A 20466-nucleotide genomic window follows, 5' to 3' on the forward strand; every position below is an offset into this window, starting at 1 on the left:
CAGAACTCGTGACTTTCGACAGACTCTTCGCCCTGATTCAATACTCGCTACCCCATCACCTGATTTCCCGGCTGGTCGGCTATCTGGCGCGGTGCCGTACTCCCTGGCTCAAGAACCTGCTGATAAAAGCCTTCATTCGGCGTTTCAAGGTGGACATGAGCCAGGCCAAGCAGCCGGATCACAGCGCCTACCCTTGTTTCAACGACTTTTTTACCCGCGCGCTGCGGGACGACGCCCGCCCTCTCGGCGAAGGTCTGATCTCCCCGGTGGACGGCCTGCTGTCCCGCTTTGGCCGTATCGAGCGAGACTCCCTGATCCAGGCCAAGGGGCGGAACTACTCCCTGACCACCTTGCTCGGCGGCGACGAAGAGCGCGCCAGACCCTTTCACGACGGCAATTTCGCGACGATCTATCTCTCTCCCCGGGATTATCATCGGGTACACATGCCGCTGGAAGGTCGCCTTCGCGAGACGATCTACGTGCCCGGGCGGCTCTTTTCCGTCAACCTGGCCACCGCGGACCACGTGCCGGGGTTGTTCGCCCGCAACGAGCGGCTGGTATGCCTCTTCGATACGGCGCATGGACCGATGGCCATGGTGCTGGTAGGCGCGATGATCGTCGCCGCCATCGAGACGGTCTGGGCAGGCCAGATCACCCCGCTGCCCGGGTCGCCTCAAACCACCCGCTTCGACGAGCCGGTCGTACTTCCCAAGGGCGCGGAAATGGGCCGTTTCAAGCTCGGCTCCACGGTGATTCTCTGTCTGCCCAAGGGAATCGACTTCAAGGACAGTCTCGATGCCAACGACAGCATGGTCAGCATGGGACAGTCCTTGGGTATTGTTTCTCCTTGATGAAATTGAAACAGCATCCATCGTGAACATGCCTTCAAGGCGTACCGCTCCATTGAGCGGTACGCCTGATTGAAGTGACACGCGATTTCCAGCAAGACCTTAGATCGTTGCCATGCCGCCATCCACGAAAAGCTCTTCGCCGGTAATGCAACTGGCCGCACATCCGCCGAGTCGATGTGATCGATGGGCGCCAGTCAGTTGACCCCGGCGTTGGCAAACAGCACGTCCACGCGCCCATGGGATTTTTCCAGCAAGGCCGTTGGATCATTCATTGCTGTCGAGTCCGTCCGGTCCGCCTTCAGCGCATGAACCTTGTTGCCAGATGCCTTACCCACATTCGCCACCTGGTCTGCGCGGCACCGTCTTATCTCGAGCTCCATGGCACTTCGATCTGTCTTGAGGATCTTTTCCATCACCACTGGCTGAGTTATTCCGGCGTTATCGACGCCACCAGCTGGTTTTATCTGCGGTCCAAGACAAACCCGGATGCACTCTTATCAACATGCGCCTGTACGCCAATAATGGCGATATTCTTTGCGAAACCGCGCTTTCTGGCCTGGAGTTGATTCGCGAGCCGACCTGTATCGTCTGGCATCATATTCAAGCCGGGGAACTCAAGGATATTACGCGGCAAGCCTGGGGTCATAAGGTTTCCCTCCCTTCACCGATACCCGCGCGCCGGCACATTTCTCATGAGGCCTTACATGACGACACTGGCGATAGAGGACGTCCAGACCTATCCGCGCCCACCCGCCCTGGAGCCGGTGGCCCAGGCCCTGACGATCACCCTGGGCAGCCGGCAGATAGCACATACGACGCGCGCCTATCGCGTGCTCGAGACCCATCACGCGCCCACCTACTACTTTCCACCGGAGGATGTGACGGCGGAGTTGCTGCCGGTAACCGGCGAAAGCTTCTGCGAATGGAAAGGCATGGCACGCTATTTCGACGTGGTGGCAGATGAACGCATCGCCCGACGCGCCGCCTGGTGTTACGAGCGGCCTTCCGACGCCTTTCAACCGCTGGCGGGCTATCTGGCATTCTATGCGGCCAGCATGGACCGCTGCCTGGTGGGCGACACCGAGGTGGTGCCTCAGCCCGGGAATTTCTACGGCGGCTGGGTGACGCCCAATCTGCGCGGGCGCATCAAAGGCGCCCCGGGCACCCGACATTGGTGACGTGGCGCTAAGCGCAGGCCGCCAATTCAAGACCCAAATGCTGATCGGGGCAAGGCCAGACTAAAGGTTCTAGCGCTGGCGGAAGCGCTGTTGGAAGTTTACTTGTATCTGCCGAACCGCCCGCTGTGACTTCCGCGATGCCATGATTCGCCCTTGATCGAGATAAACTCACAACACTTGCCCTCAAATGAATGCCATGCATGAAATCCTATGATCTCAGAGTGTTCGAGAAAGTCGCCGAGCTGCCCAGGAAAATAGCGCACCCGGCGGTGTTTCTGGCATCGGATGAATCCGCTTACATGACCGGAGCGGATCTGATAGTGGACGGTGGCTGGATAAACGTCTGACCAGAACAGCTACCCTGACATTATTGGTCAACTCAATCGATTGCTTAGATGCTTGGGCAATGTCTTCAGGCCAGTATCACACGCACCTTGTCCGCCAATTCGTCGGCCAGCACGCAACGACTGACGCCGGTTCGGGTCCGGACGGTCTGGGTCGTCATCAGGTCGATCACGAGGGACGCCCGCGTGGCGGGACTGGGATCGGCGTTTAATACGCCATTGTCCCGTTCGCTACTTCAGCCTATTCGTTTTATCGACTGGCAGCTAAAAAGAATACTGGGCACATCACTCTACTTATTCCAACCCTTGCGGAGTTCATCATGTCGACAGCACTTGTCATTGGAGCCGGCCCAGGCCTCTCAGCATCACTCGCCCGGGCGCTCAAGCAGCGTGGCCACAGCATCGTGCTGGCGTCACGAGACACGTCCAGCCTGAGCGACCTTGCCCAGGAGATCGGCGCGACGCTCATCGACTGTAACGCTCGAAATCCAGGCGATATGGAGCGTCTGTTCACCATGTTGGATGAGCAGCAAGACGATCTCGACGTCGCCATCTACAACCCAAGCGCCCGCAATCAAGGGCCGATTGCAACGCTTGACCCTGTGGATGTCGAAAATACCCTCATGATCTCGGCCTACGGTGCCTTTCTCATGGCGCATCATGCGGCCAAACGCATGCTTCCTCGCAATCAAGGGGCAATGTTTTTCACTGGCGCTACTGCGGGCGTTAAGGGGTTTGCCAACTCTGCTCCCTTCGCCATGGGGAAATTCGCGCTGCGAGGTCTATGCCAGTCGCTTGCCCGGGAGCTCCACCCCAAGGGCATTCATATTGGCCATGTCGTGATCGATGGCATCATCGGTAGTCCCGCAAACCCTGAATCCGCAAGCGGCGATGAAGATTTTGACAACATGCTGAACCCAGACGCTATCGCCCGCACCTATATGCATCTGCTCGACCAGCACCGATCCGCCTGGTCCTGGGAAATCGAAATACGCCCCTGGGTTGAGTCCTTCTGATGACGGTTGAGGTCGTCATGACCTTTCTGATCCGGCTTGCCCTGGTCGCGCTCTTCTTTCCATTCAGCGCCTGGTACGTTGCAACCGATTTTTTTAATGCGCGAATCCATGCGATGACGTTGGCGTCGGCCGAGGCGTAGCAGCGGCCATGATGGCGACAGAGGCATCTTTGACTACTGGGCTACCCCTGGGCGCTTCGCAACGAGATCATCGCGGAAATCGAAAGATTGGTGAGCCCTGTATCGATACAAATTGATGCGCCTCGACCACATACCGATCGCTCAACAATCTGGCGTGGCAAAGGCTATCACTTCCGCCACGCTCTGCTTGCCCAGGGCCAGTTGAATCAGCCGATCGACACCCAGCGCTACGCCACTGCCTTCCGGCATGCCCGACTGTAGTGCCGCGACCAAGCGAGCATCGACATCTACCTGGGGTTTACCCGCTTTGTTACGCTCGATGTTGTCAGCAGCAAAACGCGCGGCCTGCTCGGCGGCATCGGTCAACTCATCGTAGCCGTTGGCCAGCTCCAACCCTTGTACATACACCTCGAAACGCCCCGCCACCTCTACGCCGTCTTCGGCATCCCGATGCTTGCGTGCCAGCGCCGCCTGGCTGGCGGGATAGTCGATCACCATGTCGATGCCCCCCTGCCCCAGTGTCGGTTCGATGATCAGGCCCATCAGCAGGTCCAGGCAGTCACCCCGCGGGTTATCGCTCATATCCAGGTTACCTTGCTCGCTTGCCAGATGGCGCAGATCCACGAGTGGAACAGTAAAGGGATCGATTGCAAGCTGTTCTCGAAACAGCTCTCGGTAGCGCCGCAGCCGCCTAGGGCCCGCGTAAGGCAATAGCAGGCGAATCAGTGCTTCGATCTCGTCAATGAGATCCTCAAGCGAAAACCCCGGGCGATACCACTCCAGCATGGTGAACTCGAGGTTATGACGCCGACCCACTTCGCCGTCGCGAAAACAGCGGGCCAACTGGAAGATCGGCCCGCTATCCGCTGCCAGCAGGCGTTTCATGTGAAATTCCGGGGAGGTCTGCAGCCACAGCCGTTCACGCCCCCCCGCCGGCGTATTGGCAATCAGCGATAGCGAATCGAGGTGCAGATCGGTACTGCCGCCGCGGCCCAGCACCGGCGTCTCGATCTCGAGCACGCCGCGCTCAGCGAAAAAGCGGCGAATCTCGGCCAGGCAGCGGGCACGCTTTCGTAGCGTCTCGATAGTGGCAGTGGGCTGCCAGTCGATCTTGTCCATCAGAAGCCCCATCAAAAACGCCGAGCGCTGGGCTCGGCGTCAATGTCATATATCTGAAATGGTTTACGCACGGCTGACGTATTCACCGCTTCGCGTATCTACCTTCAGCACTTCGCCCTGATTGATGAATAGGGGCACGCGAACTACCGCACCGGAAGATAGGGTTGCGGGCTTGGAGCCGCCCTGGGCGGTATCGCCCTTGAGCCCCGGATCGGTCTCGACGACTTCCAGTTCAATGAAGTTGGGCGGCGTCACGTTGATGACATTGTCGTTCCACAAGGTAACGGTATAGGGAACCTGCTCCTTGAGCCATTTCTCCGTGTCCCCCAGCGCTTTCTTTTCCACCGCGTACTGCTCGAAGGAACCATCGGTCTTCATGAAATGCCACATCTCGCCATCGGAATAGAGATACTCCATCTCCAGCTCCATGACGTCCGCGGCTTCCAGGGAGTCCCCGGACTTGAAGGTACGTTCCCATACTCGGCCAGTGTTCAGGTTGCGCAGTTTCACACGATTGAAGGCCTGGCCCTTGCCAGGTTTGACGAATTCGTTCTCGACGATGCTGCAGGGATCACCGTCCAGCATGACCTTCAGACCGCCCTTGAATTCGTTGGTAGAATAGCTCGCCATGTTTCCTCACTGATATCTGAGCAGAGTCTGAATGCTCCGCGCAAATGTATTTTCGACGAAGCGAAGCTTCGCCCTCTCTGACTGGTGTGCCGCATGATAACCCGAAGCCCTATCGATGTGCAGACAACGCCGCTGCAAGATCCCGTTTCGCCGGGCACTCGAAAACCTGCCTGGCAGCGCCAGCTTGCCGGCGCCATTCGCGACCCGCGAGTGCTCTGCGAGCGGCTTCGCCTGTCGGATGCCTGGCTGCCCGGAGCCGAGACCGGCCACGCGCTTTTCGAGATTCGCGTGCCGGAGGCCTACCTGGCGCGCATTCGCCCCGGAGATCCTCACGACCCGCTGTTGCGCCAAGTGCTGCCGTTGAACGCGGAGATGCATCAGTCGCCGGGCTATACTCTCGATCCTCTGAACGAGGCAACGCATACCCCAAGACGCGGCCTGATCCACAAGTATCACGGCCGGGTACTGCTGATCGCCAGCCCCACCTGCGCGGTGAACTGCCGCTACTGCTTCCGCCGCCATTTCCCTTACGCGGAAAACGCGCCTTCTCGCGCTCAGTGGCAAGACACCCTGGATTACCTGCGCAAGGATACCTCGATTCGCGAAGCGATTCTTTCCGGCGGCGATCCCCTTGCCGCCAATGACCGCCAACTCGCTTGGCTGGTCGAGCAGCTCGGTGCCATCTCGCATTTCAAACGCCTGCGTATTCATACCCGGCTGCCGGTAGTGATTCCCGATCGTGTCGACCCGAAATTACTCGGCTGGCTTGGCAGGACTCGACTGCAGAAAGTGGTGGTGTTGCATATCAATCATCCCAACGAGGTCGATAACGCGGTTATCAAAGCCTGTACAAGACTCAAGGAGGCGGGTGCGACGCTGCTCAATCAAAGCGTACTGCTGCATGGTATCAACGATAGTGCTCCGGTTCTCATTGCCCTCTCCGAGCGGCTCTTCGAGGCCGGAATACTCCCCTACTACCTGCATGTGCTGGATCCGGTACAGGGAGCCGCGCATTTCGACGTTTCGGATGAAGAAGCCAGAGGCCTGATGGAAGCACTGCGGGAACGACTGCCGGGATTCCTGATGCCCCGCCTGGTGCGTGAAGTCCCCGGAAAAAGCGCCAAGACGCCGCTGTAATACAGGCCCCTTGCTATCAATCAAAATTGGGTCGCTTCTTATGAATCTCGAGGAACGATTGCATCGCTATCGAGCCAATCATCGACCTTGTAAAGACGAAAACTATAGGGCTGGCGATCAGGGTGAGAGCGTGAACATTTGTTAAGCATGGGCGGTCTCAATGATCAAGTGCATATATGGTCTCCTCCCGGCTTGCAAGGCCTCAGGCTGAAGAAAGGGACAGGTTGGCTTTCATATATCCGGCCTGTTGTTGAAGCCTGAGGCTTCTGGCCTTGATGAGACATTCGCGCATACCGTCCTCATCAACACTTCGGCATTGGCTGCCTCTGCACTTGCCAGGTTAATAGATCAATGCCGACTGTCTTATGCTTATTCATGGTCTCCTCCTGCTTACCTACAGATAGTGGACGTCACCTCTATCTTGGCGCATGTCGACGACGGCTTGGCGGGTCACCGCGCCCGATTGACACGCCACCGGCCTCGCCGATTATCGAAGCTGCATCCTGATGGCGAACTGTTCGAACTGGTGGTTTATCTACTACGTAAATACTGGTCACCCGAGCAGGTAAGCCGCACACTGAAACGTATGATCATCCCGACTGCCAGATCTCTCACGAGGCCATCTATAATGCGCTTCATGTCATGCCACGGGGCACGATCAAAAAACACTGGACTGGAGAACGCCATTGGAAGTTTATGCCGATGTGCTCAAGAAGTCCGTCGCTGATACGACCACCCTTCAATAATGTTGAGCTTGGAACTCGAGATCGCCCCCTGACCTTTTCCCCACCACCGCTTGACGCCTGCTTCTTGGTGGCGCGCTCTACCGATCTTGCGTTTCTACATGGTATTGGCCGATACGGGCTCTTCTCGTACCTGATAGCGATGTTTCCTTCGCAAAGGGCTGCAACATACAAGAAAAGAAGGGATTCAATTTGCCCGAATGGAAAAACAGCATCTACCCTAGGTGATAGCTGCCATTGAAAAATGGCAAACAATGAAGATCATCCCTCTTGATGGTGATCCAGATTCATTTCGTCAGACGTAGGGAAGCATGCTAAATTTTCAGTCAATAGGGAGAAACGCTATGAAGCGCGAAGCACCGCGAGAGTTGATGGAGTTGAAACGCAGGAACGGCGCCGTATGGCGCGGCGTTGGAGTATTGTCCTTGGCATTTCTGCTTACAGCCGGACTCACCGCCTGTAGCGACGACGAATCCGATTCAGCTCCACAGGAAGATACGATGGAGCAGCCGGCAACGGATTCGACTTCCGGGCAGGACGACATGGGAGCATCCGACAATACTGACTCGGACGATAGTTCGGGCGCCATGCAGTCCGACGAAACAGCGGGTGAGATGAGCGAAGATTCCACGGCGGAAATGCCATCTCAGGAGGAAGCGATGCCTCAGTCGGATACCTCGAACGCTGATCAAGCCGGTCAGCCTGCCGATCAAGGAGATCAGGGGGTGGACGAGACTCGTGAACCAACGTCCGAACCTTCGGAAGAGACCCAAGACAACCAGACGTCACAATAAGACGAAGGAGCCCGATTCGGGCTCCTTTTCATTTTCCTTCTCGACAACCGATGACTGCGTCGCCTGGCGCAATCGCGCTAGCTTAGCGTCTCGGCGGTGACATTCGCCGCTGCGGGTTCGTCCCTGGCCAGATGGCGATTCAAGGCACTGATCACCGCCTTCATGGAGGCGCTGGTGATACTCTCGTCGATCCCCACCCCGAAGATCGCCGCGCCCTTGACGCGCACTTCCACGTAAGCGATGGCTTCCGCATCCGCGCCCTGACCGCGGGCGTGCTCGTGATAGTCGATGATTTCCACGTCCTGGCCGTCAGCGGCAAGTGCCTTGATAAAGGCGGCCAAGGGTCCATTACCTTCCCCTCGTAATACGCGGCGCTTGCCTTGCTGCTCGATAATGGCCTCCAGATGAAGGCGCGGGCTATCCGGCTCCGAGTTCAGCCGGTGATTGATCAACGTATAGGGCTGGGTCTGATCGAGATATTCGTCCGCGAAGGCTTGGAAGATCATCTGCGAGGTAATCTCCCGCCCTGTGCGTTCCGCCACCGTCTGCACCACCTGGCTGAACTCGATGGACAAGCGGCGCGGTAGTTCGATGCCGTGTTCCTGCTCGAGCAGATAGGAAACACCGCCCTTGCCGGACTGGCTGTTGACACGAATCACCGCCTCGTAACTACGACCTACATCCAAGGGGTCGATAGGCAGATAGGGAACGTCCCAGGGCGCCTGCGGGTTGTCTCGGCGTACCGCCATGCCTTTCTTGATTGCATCCTGGTGAGAACCGGAAAACGCCGTGAACACCAGATCGCCTACGTAGGGATGGCGTGGATGCACCGGCAGTTGGTTGCAATGCTCCACTTCGCGCATGATCGGCGTGATATTGGAAAAATCCAGCTCGGGATGCACGCCCTGGGTATAGAGATTCATCGCCAGGGTCACGATATCCACGTTACCGGTGCGCTCGCCGTTGCCAAACAGCGTGCCCTCGACACGATCCGCGCCGGCCATCACCGCCAGTTCCGCTGCGGCGATACCGGTGCCGCGATCGTTGTGCGGGTGCACGCTGACGACCAGACTTTCACGGTTCTTGACGTGGCGGCAGAACCATTCGATCTGGTCCGCATAATGGTTGGGGGTAGCGATTTCCACCGTGGCAGGCAGATTGACGATCATCCGGTGCTCCGGCGTCGGAACGTAGGTGGCGGCCACCGCGTCGACAATTGCTACGGCGAAATCCAGCTCCGTCGAGGTGAACAGCTCCGGGGAATATTGAAAGGTCCAATCGGTTTGCGGGTATTCCGCCATTTTTTGCTTGATCAGGCTCGTGGCGTCCGTGGCGATCTGGATGCACTGGTTTTTATCGACCCCGAACACCACCTCGCGAAACATCGGATCCGTGGCGTTGTATACGTGCACGATAGCTCGCCTGGCGCCTTCGAGCGCCTCGAAGGTACGCTCGATCAAATGCGGGCGGGCCTGGGTCAGCACCTGAATGGTCACGTCTTCCGGCACCCGATCTTCCTCGATCAGCTCACGCACGAAGTCGAAATCGATCTGCGAGGCGGAGGGAAAGCCTACCTCGATCTGCTTGAAGCCCACCGCTACCAGCAGTTGAAAAAAACGCCGCTTGCGCTCCATGTCCATGGGGTCGATCAGCGACTGATTGCCGTCGCGCATATCCACACTGCACCACTGGGGCGGCGTTTCGATGCGCCGCTCTGGCCATTGGCGATCCGGCAGGTCGACGGGAACAAAGGGGCGATATTTCACGGCGGGATCAGCGAGCATCATGGCAGGTCTCCTCGATAATGGATGAAAACGACAACGCCCCGGCAGCGCAAGGCATACCGGGGCATAGATGATTGAAACGGCGAGAACCAAACGCCCTGTCGGCTGAGGTTACGTCGCGGAATACGGCATGAAAGAAGATACTGACCTGGTGGAACATTTCGCTATTTCTCTACCTTGACTTGACTGAATTTTCGTTGGCGCTTTTCTTCGGCAAGTAGCGCACTTTCCCGTCGCTTTATAGGCCGGCGGGAAGTCGAAGTAGTCGTAGGTCGAGAATGCGATATGTCGTGTTCATGGCTCCAGAAAAACAGGCGGCGAGCGCCTTGTCAAGTATCGTTGCTACCTATCTGCTTCCAGAGTTCGAGCAGTTCCTGAGGTGCCTGATCCTCCGCCAGCTGCAGGGACCAGACCGTTTCGCCGCTGTCCTTGAGCTCGATCAGCACCTTAATGACGCGGCGGTCGGCGCTTTCAGAAGAGATCGGTTCCTGGTGCTGCTGAGCTGTTGCGAGCAGGCGCTGCAGGTCTTCGCGCTGAGCATCATCCAGGCGCGCGCAGACAATCCGGCGCGGCTTGGCGAGACCAGGAAAATGCGCGATGCCACCCTCTCGACTTAGACAAACCACGGTGGCCGGGGTCAGCGGTGGCGGGATTTTACTCGCTCGATCAGGATTGCTCATACGTCCACTCCCACGTCTCGCCATGCATCACGAATGGCTTGCTGCTCACGACCCAAGGCACCGTAAAGATGGCCTGCCTGCTGCAATGTCATCTCGGCGAAGGTCGCGAAGTCACTATCTTCCGGCAATCGCGGGTCCGTCAAGGTGACGTACCAGACCCGACCCGCCGCGTCCCAGGCGTTGCCCCCCAAGGCCATCGCGGCAAGATAAAACGCCTTGTTGGGAATACCCGAGTTGATGTGCACGCCGCCGTTGTCTTCTTCGGTCACCACGAAATCGCGCATATGCGCCGGCTGGGGGTCCTTTCCCAGAATCCTGTCGTCGTAGGCGGTGCCGGGATTAGCCATGGAGCGCAGGGCCCGGCCATTGACCCGCTCGGTGAATAGCCCTTCTCCGACCAGCCAGTCCGCGTCCTCGACGGTCTGCTCGTGATGATACTGCTTGACCAGACTGCCCAGCACATCCGCAATGGATTCGTTGAGCGCGCCGGATTGACCTTGATAGATCAGTTTCGCCTCGTGGCCAATCACACCATGAGCCAACTCGTGTCCGATGATATCCAGGGCAATGGTGAAGCGATTGAACAACTCGCCGTCGCCATCACCGAATACCATCTGCGTGCCGTTCCAGAAGGCGTTGACGTAGTCCTGTCCGTAATGCACCGTGGCCAGCAACGCCATGCCTACTTCGTCGATGGAGTGGCGTCCGAGTATGTCCCAGAAGAAACGATAGGTGGCACCCAAACCGGCGTAGGCTTCATCCGCGGTGATATCGCCGGTTTCTTCCTCTCCTTCCTGGCGAATCAATTTGCCGGGCAATGTCTGTTCCTGGTTCGCCGTATAGACATAGCGCAGCGGCTGGCCTTCTTCCGCGCTCGCCTCGGGCAAGTCCAGGGTCTCGGCGCGAGATCGAAAGTGCCGATCGACCAGCAAGGTTCGACTGGCCAGATGGCCGAGGCCTGGCTCTGCTTGCGAGGCCACCCGCTCGAGAAGATAGGGAGGCAGGAAATGGTGTGCGGCGTGAGTCATGTTCTCCCTCCTGGGAACTTCGTGGTAGCGACTTTTCCTGATCCCGGTAAACTACCTAGCGTCCTATCAACCCGCCAGGGTTCAGTCATCGTCTGGAAAACCCGTCATGTCAGCCCGTTTGCTCCTGCGCCTGAAAGACATTCCGTGGCGACTTCTACGCGAGTCGTTTTATGTCTATTGGACACTCCTCAAGATACTCGTGCCCGCGCTGATTGTCGTCAAGCTGCTGGAAGCCTTGGGCGTCACTCATTGGCTGAGTCTGTTACTGGCGCCGCTAATGTCGTTACTCGGCCTGCCGGATGACATGAGCCTGGTGTGGGCGGCGACGCTTTTGACCAATATCTATACCGGTATGGTGGTATTTTTTGATCTCGCTGGCAACGAACCTCTTAGCATCGCTCAGGTGACCGTGCTCGGCACCCTGCTGGTGGTCGGTCATTCCTTGCCGGTGGAAGGCGCCGTGGCCCGCAAGGCCGGGGTCCCCTGGTGGCTGACTCTGTCCCTGAGAATCGGCGGTGGACTGCTGCTTGGCTGGCTGTTGCATCTGCTTTACGCCAATACCGGCTGGTTGCAGGAAGCCAATCGGGTGGTCTGGCAGCCCGTCCATCGCGATAACAGTCTTTCCGCCTGGGCCTTGAGCCAACTGCAGACGTTGATCACCATCTACTTCGTGATCCTGGCGCTGATGACGCTATTACAATTGTTACGCTGGCTGAGGATCGAACGCCTGCTGCATGCGCTCTTGTTTCCGCTGCTGCGACTGCTGGGCATCAGCAAGGACGGGGCCAATATCACCATCATCGGCATCACTCTGGGCATGAGCTTCGGCGCTGGGCTGCTGCTGCGTGAAGCCCAGTCCGGTCGGCTCGGTCCCCGGGATATCCTGTTGACCCTGAGCTTTCTCGGACTCTGCCATAGCCTGATCGAGGACACTCTGCTGGTGATGCTGCTCGGTGCGGATCTCTCGGGTATCCTCTGGGCGCGATTATTCTTCGCCCTGATCGTGATCGCGCTGATCGCTCGGCTGCCCGGACTGACGAGCGTCCTGGCGCGTAAAACCGAGCGAAGCGAATCATGAACAGCTTCAAGTCATCAGCTGGTCACATTGGCGGGCAATAGAATTCCCAGCAGATCTTGGGCATGACGGGCGCCGTCGAGGCCGAGGGAGGTCAGATAGCCTCCGTCATCCTGAGTGATCAACCCCTTGTCATGAAGACGCCGAGTGGCGGCGATGGCCTCCGGCGCGGCGCTGGAATGCACTTTGATGCCCTCCTGAGTCGTGTTCAGATTGAACAGACAGAGAATCTTCAGCTCTTCCAGCAGTTCCGGGGTATAGGTGGTTCCTGGCATGACGGCCTCTCGATTGATGAAGGACTGTTCAGACCCTAGCTTGCTGCGTGTTGCTTTGCCAGCCTCAACCCGACACCGGCTCAAGATCCGCCTCACAATGGCCGAGTAAATACAGCACGGCGTCGATCCCCAGGGTAGAGATGGATTGGCTGGCTTGCCGACGCACCAGCGGCTTGGCGCGAAAGGCGATGCCGAGTCCGGCGGTGGCAAGCATCTTCAGGTCGTTGGCGCCGTCCCCCACGGCGACGGTCTGTTCCAGATTCAGCCCTTCCCGGTGAGCGATTCGCTCGAGCAGTGCTGCCTTGCGCTCCGCGTCGACGATCGGCTCTCGCACTTCTCCGGTGACTTTGCCATTTGCAACCACCAGCTCGTTGGCATGCACCTCGTCGAAGCCGAGCCGTTCTTGAAGATAACGAGCAAAATAGTTGAAGCCGCCGGAGAGAATCACCGTGCGATAGCCCAGGCGTTTCAGATGAAACATCAGCCGCTCGACGCCATCCATCAACTTCAGATTCTCGGCGATTTCCGTCACTACGGATTCGTCAAGCCCTTCAAGCTTGGCCATGCGCTCGCGAAAGCTTTGCTTGAAATCCAGCTCGCCGCGCATGGCTCGCTCGGTGACCCGGGCAACGTCGTCATAGACGCCATGACGGCGCGCCAGCTCATCGATCACTTCCGCCTTGATCAGAGTGGAATCCATGTCGAAGCACACCAGCCGACGCTTATCCCGCCAGGGTGAGTCCTCTTGAACGGCGATATCCACCCCCTGCTGCTGGCCCAGCGCCAGGGCCTTTTGCCGCAGTATCGCAAGGTCGATCGCGTCGCCGACCAGCCGGTATTCCAGGCAGGCGCCATGATCCTGACTAGTTCGAGGCTCGGAAAGCCATCGGCGCGACTCGATGCTCAGGCCATGCTCGGCGATGAAGGCGTCAACTGCGGCGACAACGTCCTCCGGCAGCCGTGGCGCAAGCAGGATCAGCATCAGGCCCTCGGTCATGACTGCACTTCCAGCTGATCCACTTTCTGGAAGCCTCGGGGCAGCTTGTTGCCGCGCCGCCCGCGGTCGCCGCAGTAATAGTCGAGATCTGCACTCTTCAACGTCAGCTTGCGCTTGCCGGAATGCACCGTTAGCGCAGCGCCTTTCGGTATTACCACCAGATCGCGAAGATATTCCTCGCGGTTCGCGGCTCGCGCGCCGGGAATATCCAGCAGCTTATTGCCCTTGCCTTTGCTCATTTCCTGCAGCTGTTCCAGCGGGAACACCAGCAGCCGCCCTTCGTTGGATACCGCCGCCACTTGGCAAGACGTTTCCTCGGGAATCGGTTGGGGCGGCATCACATTACAGCCCTTGGGCAGGCTCAGCACCGCCTTGCCCGCCTTGTTCTTGCCGGTGAGATCCTCGAGTTTGGCGATAAAGCCATAGCCACCGTCGCTGGCCAGCAGGAAGCGACTTTCCGGTGGTGCCAGCAGCAATCCTTTCATGATCGCACCGCCGCCGCTGTTGATGCGCCCGGTGACCGGTTCTCCCTGGCTTCTCGCGGAAGGCAGATTGTGGGCGGTCAGAGTATAGGCGCGGCCGGTGTCGTCCAGCAGCACCAGGGGTTGATTGGTCTTGCCCCGGGCAGCGAGCTGGAAGCGATCTCCGGATTTGAAGGAAAGCCCTTCCGGATCGATTTCATGGCCCCGGGCGGCGCGAATCCAGCCTTTCTCCGAGAGCACCACGGTGATCGGATCCGCCCCGAGCAGTTCAACCTCGGAAAGCGCCTTGGCCTCCTGGCGTTCCACCAGAGGAGCGCGACGCTCGTCGCCGTATTCCTTGCCCGCGGCGCGTAATTCCTTCTCGATCAACCTGGTCAGAGCGCTCTCGCTGCCCAGCACTTTCTCGAGACGTTGGCGTTCCTTCTCCAGCTCGTCCTGCTCGCCGCGCAGCTTGAATTCTTCGAGCTTGGCCAGGTGGCGAAGACGCAGCTCGAGAATCGCCTCCGCCTGGCGGTCGCTGAGACCGAAAGCTTCCATCAACGCGGGCTTGGGCTTGTCCTCCTCGCGGATGATGCGGATCACCTCGTCGATATTGAGATAGGCGATCAGCAGGCCTTCGAGAAGGTGCAGGCGATCCTTGACCTTGCCTAGACGATACTCCAGTCGTCGTCGCACCGTAGTACGGCGGAAGGCCAGCCATTCGCCGAGCAGTTCCGCCAAGGGCATGACCCGGGGCCGACCGTCGAGGCCGATCACGTTCATGTTGACCCTCACGCTCTTCTCGAGATCCGTGGTGGCGAACAGGTGCGCCATCAGCGGCTCGATATCCACCCGGTTGGAGCGCGGCTCGATCACCAGCCGGGTCGGGTTCTCGTGGGTGGATTCGTCCCGCAGATCCGCAACCATGGGCAGTTTCTTGGCCTGCATCTGAGCGGCGATCTGCTCCAGCACCTTGGCGCCGCTGACCTGATAGGGCAGCGCGGTGATCACCACCTTGCCGTCTTCCTGCTCGAAACGGGCGCGCAGCTTCACGGAGCCGCGACCGCTTTCGTAGATCTTGCGCAGGTCCGAGGGTGGCGTGATGATCTCCGCCGCGCTGGGAAAGTCCGGCGCCGGCAGGTGCTCGAGCAGATCCGCGGTGGTGGCCTTGGGATGGCGCAGCAGATGGCAGGTGGCCTCGACCACCTCGTTCACGTTATGCGGCGGAATGTCTGTGGCCATACCCACGGCGATACCGGTGCCGCCGTTGAGCAGCACATGGGGTAGCCTGGCGGGCAACACCACCGGTTCATCCATGGTGCCGTCGAAATTGGCGGTCCAGTCCACGGTGCCCTGGCCGAGTTCCGAGAGCAGCACCTCGGAGAACTTCGACAGCCGCGCCTCGGTGTAGCGCATGGCGGCAAAGGACTTGGGGTCGTCCGGACTCCCCCAGTTGCCCTGGCCGTCCACCAGCGGATAGCGATAGGAAAACGGCTGGGCCATCAGCACCATGGCTTCGTAGCAGGCGCTGTCCCCGTGAGGATGAAACTTGCCCAGCACGTCCCCCACGGTGCGAGCGGACTTCTTGTACTTGGCGTTGGCACTCAAGGCCAGCTCGCGCATGGCGTAGACGATACGCCGCTGCACCGGCTTCAGGCCGTCGCCAATATGTGGCAAGGCCCGGTCGAGAATCACGTACATCGAATAGTCGAGATACGCTTTTTCGGTGTATTCGCGAAGCGGCAGACGCTCGACGTCCCCCTCCGCCACCTGAATATCCATGGTCATCGTCGCTTACACCTCTATATCCGCCAGATTGCCATAGTCCTCCAGCCAGCTCTTGCGGTCGGAGGCGCGCTTTCTGGCCAGCAGCATATCCATCATTTCCAGGGTGCCGTCATCTTCTTCCCGGGTCAGTTGCACCAGGCGCCGGGTGTCCACCGCCATGGTGGTCTCCCGCAGTTGCAGGGGACTCATCTCTCCCAGACCCTTGAAGCGTTGAGTATTGATGGCCGGGCCGCGCTTGGCTTCCAGGCGCTTGATGATCGCCGTCCGCTCGCTTTCGTCCAGAGCGTAGAAGACTTCCTTGCCCCGGTCGATGCGATACAGCGGCGGCATGGCGACGAACACATGGCCCGCGTCCACCAGCGCCGGGAAATGACGCAGAAAGAGCGCACACAGGAGGGTAGCGATATGCAGGCCGTCGGAATCCGCGTCCGCGAGGATACAGATCTTGTGATAGCGCAGCTTGGAGAGGTCGCCACTGCCCGGATCCATACCGATGGCCACAGCGATATCGTGAACTTCCTGGGAGCCGTAAATGTCGTGGGACTCCACTTCCCAGGTATTGAGGATCTTGCCCCGCAGCGGCAGGATCGCCTGGGTTTCGCGGTCCCGGGCCTGCTTGGCGCTGCCGCCGGCGCTGTCTCCTTCCACCAGGAACAGCTCGCTCATCGCCGGATCCGAGCCGGCGCAGTCCGCGAGCTTCCCCGGCAGCGCCGGGCCGGAAGTGACCTTCTTGCGAGCAATCTTCTTGGCGCTTTTCTGGCGGCGCTGGGCGGCGCTGATGACAAGCTCCGCCAACGCTTCCGCCTGATCCACGTGGTGATTTAGCCACAGGGAGAAGGCGTCCTTGACCACCCCGGAGACGAAGCCGGCGATGGTACGTGAGGACAGCCGCTCCTTGGTCTGGCCAGCGAACTGGGGATCGAGCATCTTCACCGAGAGCACGAAGCTGACACGCTCCCACAGGTCTTCCGCACTCAATTTCACCCCCCGAGGCAGCAGGCTGCGGTAGTCGCAGAATTCCCGCAGCGCCTCCAGAAGCCCGGAACGCAGGCCGTTGACGTGAGTGCCCCCCAAGGGAGTGGGAATCAGGTTGACGTAGCTTTCCGCCAGAGGCTCGCCGCCTTCCGGCAGCCACTGGATCGCCCAGTCCACCGCCTGCTCCTCGTCGGCGAAGTGGCCGATGAAGGGCGAGGCGGGAATCACCTCGAAGCCGTCCGTGGTCTGGGCCAGATAGTCCCGTAGGCCGTCTTCGTATTGCCATTCGCTCCGGGTGCCGTCCGCCTCGGTCAGGGTAACCTTGAGTCCTGGACACAGCACCGCCTTGGCGCGAAGTAGATGCTTGAGTCGCGGCAGGGAGAGCCGGGGGCTGTCGAAATAGCGTTCCTCCGGCCAGAAGCGCACCAGGGTGCCGGTGGCGCGCTTGGGGCAGGTGCCGATCACCTCGAGTTCACTGGCCTTTTCACCCTGCTCGAAGGCCATGGCGTGGCGCTTGCCATCGCGGCAGACCTCCACTTCCAGACGCCGGGACAGCGCATTGACCACGGAGACACCGACCCCATGCAGGCCGCCGGAGAAGCGATAGCTGGAGGAAGAGAACTTCCCCCCGGCGTGCAGACGGGTGAGGATCAGTTCGATACCGCTGACCCCGTGCTCTGGATGGATGTCGATGGGCATGCCCCGACCGTCGTCGATCACCTCGATACCGCCATCGTCGAACAGCCGCACCTGAATATGCCGGGCGTACTCCGCCAGGGCCTCGTCGACGCTGTTGTCGACGACTTCCTGAATCAGATGGTTGGGACGGCTGGTATCGGTATACATGCCCGGGCGTTTACGCACCGGATCGAGGCCGGAAAGCACCTCGATGGAGCTAGCGCTGTATTGCGTCATAGGGTTCCAGAATGATCATGCAGATTCGGCGTGTATGAGCGGTTCATCAGTGTTTTCAGTTGCTCAGGAAGCAGACGATGGCCGCCCTGAGCCAGAATTGCCGGCAGATAATCGAACAACCGGCTGAATCCATGATCTCCGCCGGGATGCAGGATGGTACGACAGCCGGCGTAGGCATGAAACGCCTCCGTGCAGTCCAGGGTTTCGTCCGCGGTGCCCAACAGCAGCAGATACCGTTCGGGGGTGAGGCGCGCCGGTGTCAAGGCTTCCAGCTCACGTCGATGGCTCTCCTCTACTCGAAAGCGCTCTCCGGTATAGGGGTTAAAAAATTCCTCGTCCAGCCAGTCTTTCATCAGTCGCGCCGGGCGCACCGCGGGATTGATCAGCACCGCCTGGAGGTCGAAACGCTCCGCCAGGCAAGTGGCGAAAAAACCGCCCATGGAACTGCCCACTACCAATGGCCTTTCGCCCAAGGAATCGAGCGCCGCTTTTGCCTCGGCGTAGGCGATCTCGGGCCGGTGCGTCAGGGTCGGCGTTTCGCAGGGCAAGGCCGGCGTCAAGTCAGCGCAGGCGTCGCGCATCAAACGTGCCTTGGGTGAACCCGCGGCGCTGTTGAAGCCGTGCAGATACAATAGACCGCTAGCTGGCCGAGCATCACTCAGCATAACGCAAAACCTGTATATTTAGCCAGATACATGTATCATTTTTCCTCCCCCTCCGCTAACCACAAGGCTTCGATCAATCCCTGGCTGGATTCATCCATGCGCTCCAATCCTTCCCGAGTACTCAGAATCTTCTCCGTTTCTCCGGCGATCTGCTTGCCCAACTCCACCCCCCACTGATCGAAGGGATTGATACCCCAGATGGTCGCTTGCACGAACACCTTGTGCTCGTAAAGGGCGATCAGAGCGCCCAAGGTGCTGGGGGTAAGCCGATCCAGCAGCACCGTGGTCGAAGGCTGGTTGCCGCGATAGCGCTTGTAGGCGGGGCGGGGCGCGGCATCGGCGATGGCATCGTCCCCCAGCATCAACAGCCGCGACTGGGCGAAACAGTTGGCCAGGGTCATGCGGTGCTGGGCCTTGAGATGGCGCCGAGTATCGGGATCTTCCACGTGATCGTAGCGGCGCAGGGGCGCGATGAAGTCGCACTCCACGGACTGGGTGCCCTGATGCAGCAGCTGATAGAAGGCGTGCTGGGCGTTGGGCCCCAGCTCTCCCCACAGCACCGGGCAAGTGGAATAATCGACCACCTGGCCGTCATGAGTGGCGGACTTGCCGTTGGATTCCATTTCCAGCTGTTCGAGGTAGCTGGCGAAATACTCCAGCCGGCCATCGTAGGGCAGGATCGAATGGGCACGAATATCCAGGAAATTGACATTCCAGATACCCGCCAGCGCCAGCAGTACCGGCAGGTTATCCTCCAGGGCGGCGCTGTGGAAATGACGATCCATGACATGGGCGCCGGCCAGCAGCTCGCGAAAGTTGTCCATGCCCACCACCAGGGCGATAGGCAACCCGATAGCGCCCCACAGGGAATAGCGTCCGCCGACCCATTCCCAGAATTCCAGCTGGTTGGCCTTGGCGATACCCCAGTCGCACATTTTTTCGCAGTTGGCGGAAACGCCGATGAAATGCTGGCGCAACACCAGGCTCTCATCGATCCGGGAGTCCTCCTCGCCGCAGTTGGCCTGACGGCTGGACACCAGCCGCGACATCAGCCATTCCTGGGCAGTGCGAGCGTTGGAAAGCGTGTCCACGGTAGTGAAGGACTTGGAGGACAGCACGAACAGGGTGGTTTCCGGATTGAAACGGCTCAGATAGTCCGCCAGCTGTGAACCGTCCATGGTGGAGGCGAAGTGCACCTCGATCGGATGCGCAGGATGCACCCGGAAATCCACCAGCGCGCGAGTCACCATCAGGGGGCCAAGATCCGAGCCGCCGACACCCAGGTTCACCACATCCTCGATGGCCTTGCCGGTAGCGCCGCGCCACTGTCCCGCATGCAGCTTGTCGACCATGCTCGCCATATGATCCAGAGTGGCATGCACCCCAGGCACCAGATCCTCGCCATCCACCCTCAGGCTGGTATCCGCCGGCAAACGCAGGGCGGTATGCAAGGCGGGGCGATCCTCCGAGCGATTGACCAGCTCACCCTGCAACATCGCCTCTATCGCTTCCGGTACCTGGGCTTCACGAGCCAGGGCCAGCAGCAGCTCCAGCGTTTCTTCGTTCCAGCGCTGCTTGGAAAGATCCAGGGTCAGCCCGGCAGCCTTGCGGCTGTAGCGACGAAATCGCTCGGAGGAATCGGCGAAAAGCGTCTTCAGATGAATCCGGCGCATCTCGCCTGCATGCTGCTTGAGCGCCTGCCAAGCGGCTCCCTGATCGATGGTGGAATGGCTCATGGTCTCTCCTTGACGTAAACGGTATGGCCGGTGGCACACGCACGGCGAAGTGGCATGCAGCGAGTGGTGCACGGCGAGTGGCGGGATCGTGCAGCCCGACGGCTCAGGGCGTAGAATACCGCCAAACTCGCCCTA

The 20466-nt window shown here is 59.6% G+C and carries 20 protein-coding genes and 1 pseudogene; 9 read left to right on the forward strand and 12 right to left on the reverse strand.

Features of this window, described 5'->3' with window-relative positions:
- Positions 1–8 precede the first annotated feature (8 nt).
- The gene (asd, locus tag FGL86_RS16420) at positions 9–851 is read left to right on the forward strand and encodes an archaetidylserine decarboxylase (RefSeq protein WP_147185771.1); all 843 of its coding nucleotides are present in this window, start codon (positions 9–11) and stop codon (positions 849–851) included.
- 194 nt (positions 852–1045) lie between these two features.
- Here asd and FGL86_RS18220 read toward each other — a convergent pair whose 3' ends face one another.
- A complete protein-coding gene (locus FGL86_RS18220) occupies positions 1046–1186 on the reverse strand; it encodes a hypothetical protein (RefSeq protein ID WP_246131672.1) in 141 nt (46 codons plus the stop codon).
- A gap of 369 nt (positions 1187–1555) precedes the next feature.
- On the opposite strand from FGL86_RS18220, the gene FGL86_RS16430 reads away from it, so the two are divergent.
- From FGL86_RS16430 to FGL86_RS18285, 4 genes are all read left to right on the forward strand, one after another.
- Positions 1556–2029, forward strand: coding sequence for a DUF427 domain-containing protein (locus FGL86_RS16430; RefSeq protein WP_147185773.1), 474 nt, complete (start codon positions 1556–1558; stop codon positions 2027–2029).
- A gap of 200 nt (positions 2030–2229) precedes the next feature.
- Positions 2230–2376 (forward strand): SDR family oxidoreductase, encoded by a 147-nt coding sequence (locus FGL86_RS16435; RefSeq protein WP_246131673.1) that lies wholly within the window; start codon positions 2230–2232, stop codon positions 2374–2376.
- 317 nt (positions 2377–2693) lie between these two features.
- Positions 2694–3389, forward strand: coding sequence for an SDR family oxidoreductase (locus FGL86_RS16440; RefSeq protein ID WP_147185775.1), 696 nt, complete (start codon positions 2694–2696; stop codon positions 3387–3389).
- A 17-nt stretch (positions 3390–3406) separates the two neighbouring features.
- Positions 3407–3529: a hypothetical protein gene (locus FGL86_RS18285; protein WP_281288524.1), complete on the forward strand. Its 123-nt coding sequence runs from the start codon at positions 3407–3409 to the stop codon at positions 3527–3529.
- A 141-nt stretch (positions 3530–3670) separates the two neighbouring features.
- On the opposite strand, the gene epmA is transcribed toward FGL86_RS18285, so the two are convergent.
- Entirely contained in the window at positions 3671–4648 is a 978-nt protein-coding gene (gene epmA / locus FGL86_RS16445; RefSeq protein WP_147185776.1) for an EF-P lysine aminoacylase EpmA, read from the reverse strand.
- 63 nt (positions 4649–4711) lie between these two features.
- The gene (efp, locus tag FGL86_RS16450) at positions 4712–5278 is read right to left on the reverse strand and encodes an elongation factor P (RefSeq protein ID WP_147185777.1); all 567 of its coding nucleotides are present in this window, start codon (positions 5276–5278) and stop codon (positions 4712–4714) included.
- Positions 5279–5371: 93 nt separating this feature from the next.
- Here efp and epmB point away from each other — a divergent pair, with 93 nt between their 5' ends.
- The 3 genes and pseudogenes from epmB (at position 5372) to FGL86_RS16465 (ending at position 7952) form a co-directional block, all read left to right on the forward strand.
- Complete coding sequence (gene epmB / locus FGL86_RS16455; RefSeq protein ID WP_147185778.1) at positions 5372–6415, forward strand: EF-P beta-lysylation protein EpmB; 1044 nt, start codon at positions 5372–5374, stop codon at positions 6413–6415.
- A gap of 433 nt (positions 6416–6848) precedes the next feature.
- Positions 6849–7081 (forward strand): annotated as a pseudogene (locus tag FGL86_RS18425) (IS30 family transposase); the annotation flags it as partial.
- Positions 7082–7502: 421 nt separating this feature from the next.
- Positions 7503–7952 carry a hypothetical protein gene (locus FGL86_RS16465; RefSeq protein WP_147185779.1) on the forward strand — a complete coding sequence of 150 codons (450 nt, stop codon included), beginning with the start codon at positions 7503–7505 and terminating at the stop codon, positions 7950–7952.
- Between the two features lie 77 nt (positions 7953–8029).
- On the opposite strand, the gene leuA is transcribed toward FGL86_RS16465, so the two are convergent.
- The 3 genes from leuA to FGL86_RS16480 form a co-directional block, all read right to left on the reverse strand.
- A complete protein-coding gene (leuA, locus tag FGL86_RS16470; RefSeq protein WP_147185780.1) occupies positions 8030–9739 on the reverse strand; it encodes a 2-isopropylmalate synthase in 1710 nt (569 codons plus the stop codon).
- A 326-nt stretch (positions 9740–10065) separates the two neighbouring features.
- Positions 10066–10416, reverse strand: a complete 351-nt coding sequence (locus FGL86_RS16475; protein ID WP_147185781.1) for a protealysin inhibitor emfourin — start codon at positions 10414–10416, stop codon at positions 10066–10068.
- Entirely contained in the window at positions 10413–11444 is a 1032-nt protein-coding gene (locus tag FGL86_RS16480; protein ID WP_147185782.1) for a M4 family metallopeptidase, read from the reverse strand. Before FGL86_RS16480 ends, FGL86_RS16475 begins: the two co-directional genes overlap by 4 nt.
- Before the next feature lie 106 nt (positions 11445–11550).
- On the opposite strand from FGL86_RS16480, the gene FGL86_RS16485 reads away from it, so the two are divergent.
- On the forward strand, positions 11551–12522 hold the full coding sequence (locus FGL86_RS16485; RefSeq protein ID WP_147185783.1) for a nucleoside recognition domain-containing protein: 972 nt from the start codon (positions 11551–11553) through the stop codon (positions 12520–12522).
- Positions 12523–12536: 14 nt separating this feature from the next.
- On the opposite strand, the gene FGL86_RS16490 is transcribed toward FGL86_RS16485, so the two are convergent.
- The 6 genes from FGL86_RS16490 to pgi all read right to left on the reverse strand — a co-directional run bounded on the left by FGL86_RS16490 (position 12537) and on the right by pgi (position 20331).
- A complete protein-coding gene (locus tag FGL86_RS16490; RefSeq protein WP_147185784.1) occupies positions 12537–12794 on the reverse strand; it encodes a TIGR02647 family protein in 258 nt (85 codons plus the stop codon).
- Positions 12795–12858: 64 nt separating this feature from the next.
- Positions 12859–13791: a phosphoserine phosphatase SerB gene (gene serB, locus FGL86_RS16495; RefSeq protein ID WP_147185785.1), complete on the reverse strand. Its 933-nt coding sequence runs from the start codon at positions 13789–13791 to the stop codon at positions 12859–12861.
- On the reverse strand, positions 13788–16040 hold the full coding sequence (gene parC / locus FGL86_RS16500; RefSeq protein ID WP_147185786.1) for a DNA topoisomerase IV subunit A: 2253 nt from the start codon (positions 16038–16040) through the stop codon (positions 13788–13790). Before parC ends, serB begins: the two co-directional genes overlap by 4 nt.
- 6 nt (positions 16041–16046) lie before the next feature.
- Positions 16047–17930: a DNA topoisomerase IV subunit B gene (gene parE / locus FGL86_RS16505; RefSeq protein ID WP_147185787.1), complete on the reverse strand. Its 1884-nt coding sequence runs from the start codon at positions 17928–17930 to the stop codon at positions 16047–16049.
- On the reverse strand, positions 17927–18595 hold the full coding sequence (locus tag FGL86_RS16510; RefSeq protein ID WP_147185788.1) for a YqiA/YcfP family alpha/beta fold hydrolase: 669 nt from the start codon (positions 18593–18595) through the stop codon (positions 17927–17929). Before FGL86_RS16510 ends, parE begins: the two co-directional genes overlap by 4 nt.
- Before the next feature lie 35 nt (positions 18596–18630).
- Positions 18631–20331 (reverse strand): glucose-6-phosphate isomerase, encoded by a 1701-nt coding sequence (gene pgi, locus FGL86_RS16515; protein WP_147185789.1) that lies wholly within the window; start codon positions 20329–20331, stop codon positions 18631–18633.
- Positions 20332–20466 lie beyond the last annotated feature (135 nt).

The organism is Pistricoccus aurantiacus, from assembly GCF_007954585.1.
GTDB classification, from domain to species: Bacteria; Pseudomonadota; Gammaproteobacteria; order Pseudomonadales; family Halomonadaceae; genus Pistricoccus; species Pistricoccus aurantiacus.

What these genes read in the sequence shown, in the direction of transcription:
- FGL86_RS16430 (WP_147185773.1), top strand. Translation starts at nt 1,556, where the DNA reads ATGACGACACTGGCGATAGAGGACGTCCAGACCTATCCGCGCCCACCC.
- FGL86_RS16465 (WP_147185779.1), top strand. Translation starts at nt 7,503, where the DNA reads ATGAAGCGCGAAGCACCGCGAGAGTTGATGGAGTTGAAACGCAGGAAC.
- FGL86_RS16475 (WP_147185781.1), bottom strand. Translation starts at nt 10,416, where the DNA reads ATGAGCAATCCTGATCGAGCGAGTAAAATCCCGCCACCGCTGACCCCG.
- FGL86_RS18285 (WP_281288524.1), top strand. Translation starts at nt 3,407, where the DNA reads ATGACCTTTCTGATCCGGCTTGCCCTGGTCGCGCTCTTCTTTCCATTC.
- pgi (WP_147185789.1), bottom strand. Translation starts at nt 20,331, where the DNA reads ATGAGCCATTCCACCATCGATCAGGGAGCCGCTTGGCAGGCGCTCAAG.
- FGL86_RS16510 (WP_147185788.1), bottom strand. Translation starts at nt 18,595, where the DNA reads ATGCTGAGTGATGCTCGGCCAGCTAGCGGTCTATTGTATCTGCACGGC.
- FGL86_RS16485 (WP_147185783.1), top strand. Translation starts at nt 11,551, where the DNA reads ATGTCAGCCCGTTTGCTCCTGCGCCTGAAAGACATTCCGTGGCGACTT.
- FGL86_RS16440 (WP_147185775.1), top strand. Translation starts at nt 2,694, where the DNA reads ATGTCGACAGCACTTGTCATTGGAGCCGGCCCAGGCCTCTCAGCATCA.
- FGL86_RS16480 (WP_147185782.1), bottom strand. Translation starts at nt 11,444, where the DNA reads ATGACTCACGCCGCACACCATTTCCTGCCTCCCTATCTTCTCGAGCGG.
- epmA (WP_147185776.1), bottom strand. Translation starts at nt 4,648, where the DNA reads ATGGACAAGATCGACTGGCAGCCCACTGCCACTATCGAGACGCTACGA.
- parE (WP_147185787.1), bottom strand. Translation starts at nt 17,930, where the DNA reads ATGACGCAATACAGCGCTAGCTCCATCGAGGTGCTTTCCGGCCTCGAT.
- FGL86_RS16490 (WP_147185784.1), bottom strand. Translation starts at nt 12,794, where the DNA reads ATGCCAGGAACCACCTATACCCCGGAACTGCTGGAAGAGCTGAAGATT.
- FGL86_RS16435 (WP_246131673.1), top strand. Translation starts at nt 2,230, where the DNA reads ATGAAATCCTATGATCTCAGAGTGTTCGAGAAAGTCGCCGAGCTGCCC.
- efp (WP_147185777.1), bottom strand. Translation starts at nt 5,278, where the DNA reads ATGGCGAGCTATTCTACCAACGAATTCAAGGGCGGTCTGAAGGTCATG.
- leuA (WP_147185780.1), bottom strand. Translation starts at nt 9,739, where the DNA reads ATGATGCTCGCTGATCCCGCCGTGAAATATCGCCCCTTTGTTCCCGTC.
- epmB (WP_147185778.1), top strand. Translation starts at nt 5,372, where the DNA reads ATGATAACCCGAAGCCCTATCGATGTGCAGACAACGCCGCTGCAAGAT.
- serB (WP_147185785.1), bottom strand. Translation starts at nt 13,791, where the DNA reads ATGACCGAGGGCCTGATGCTGATCCTGCTTGCGCCACGGCTGCCGGAG.
- parC (WP_147185786.1), bottom strand. Translation starts at nt 16,040, where the DNA reads ATGACCATGGATATTCAGGTGGCGGAGGGGGACGTCGAGCGTCTGCCG.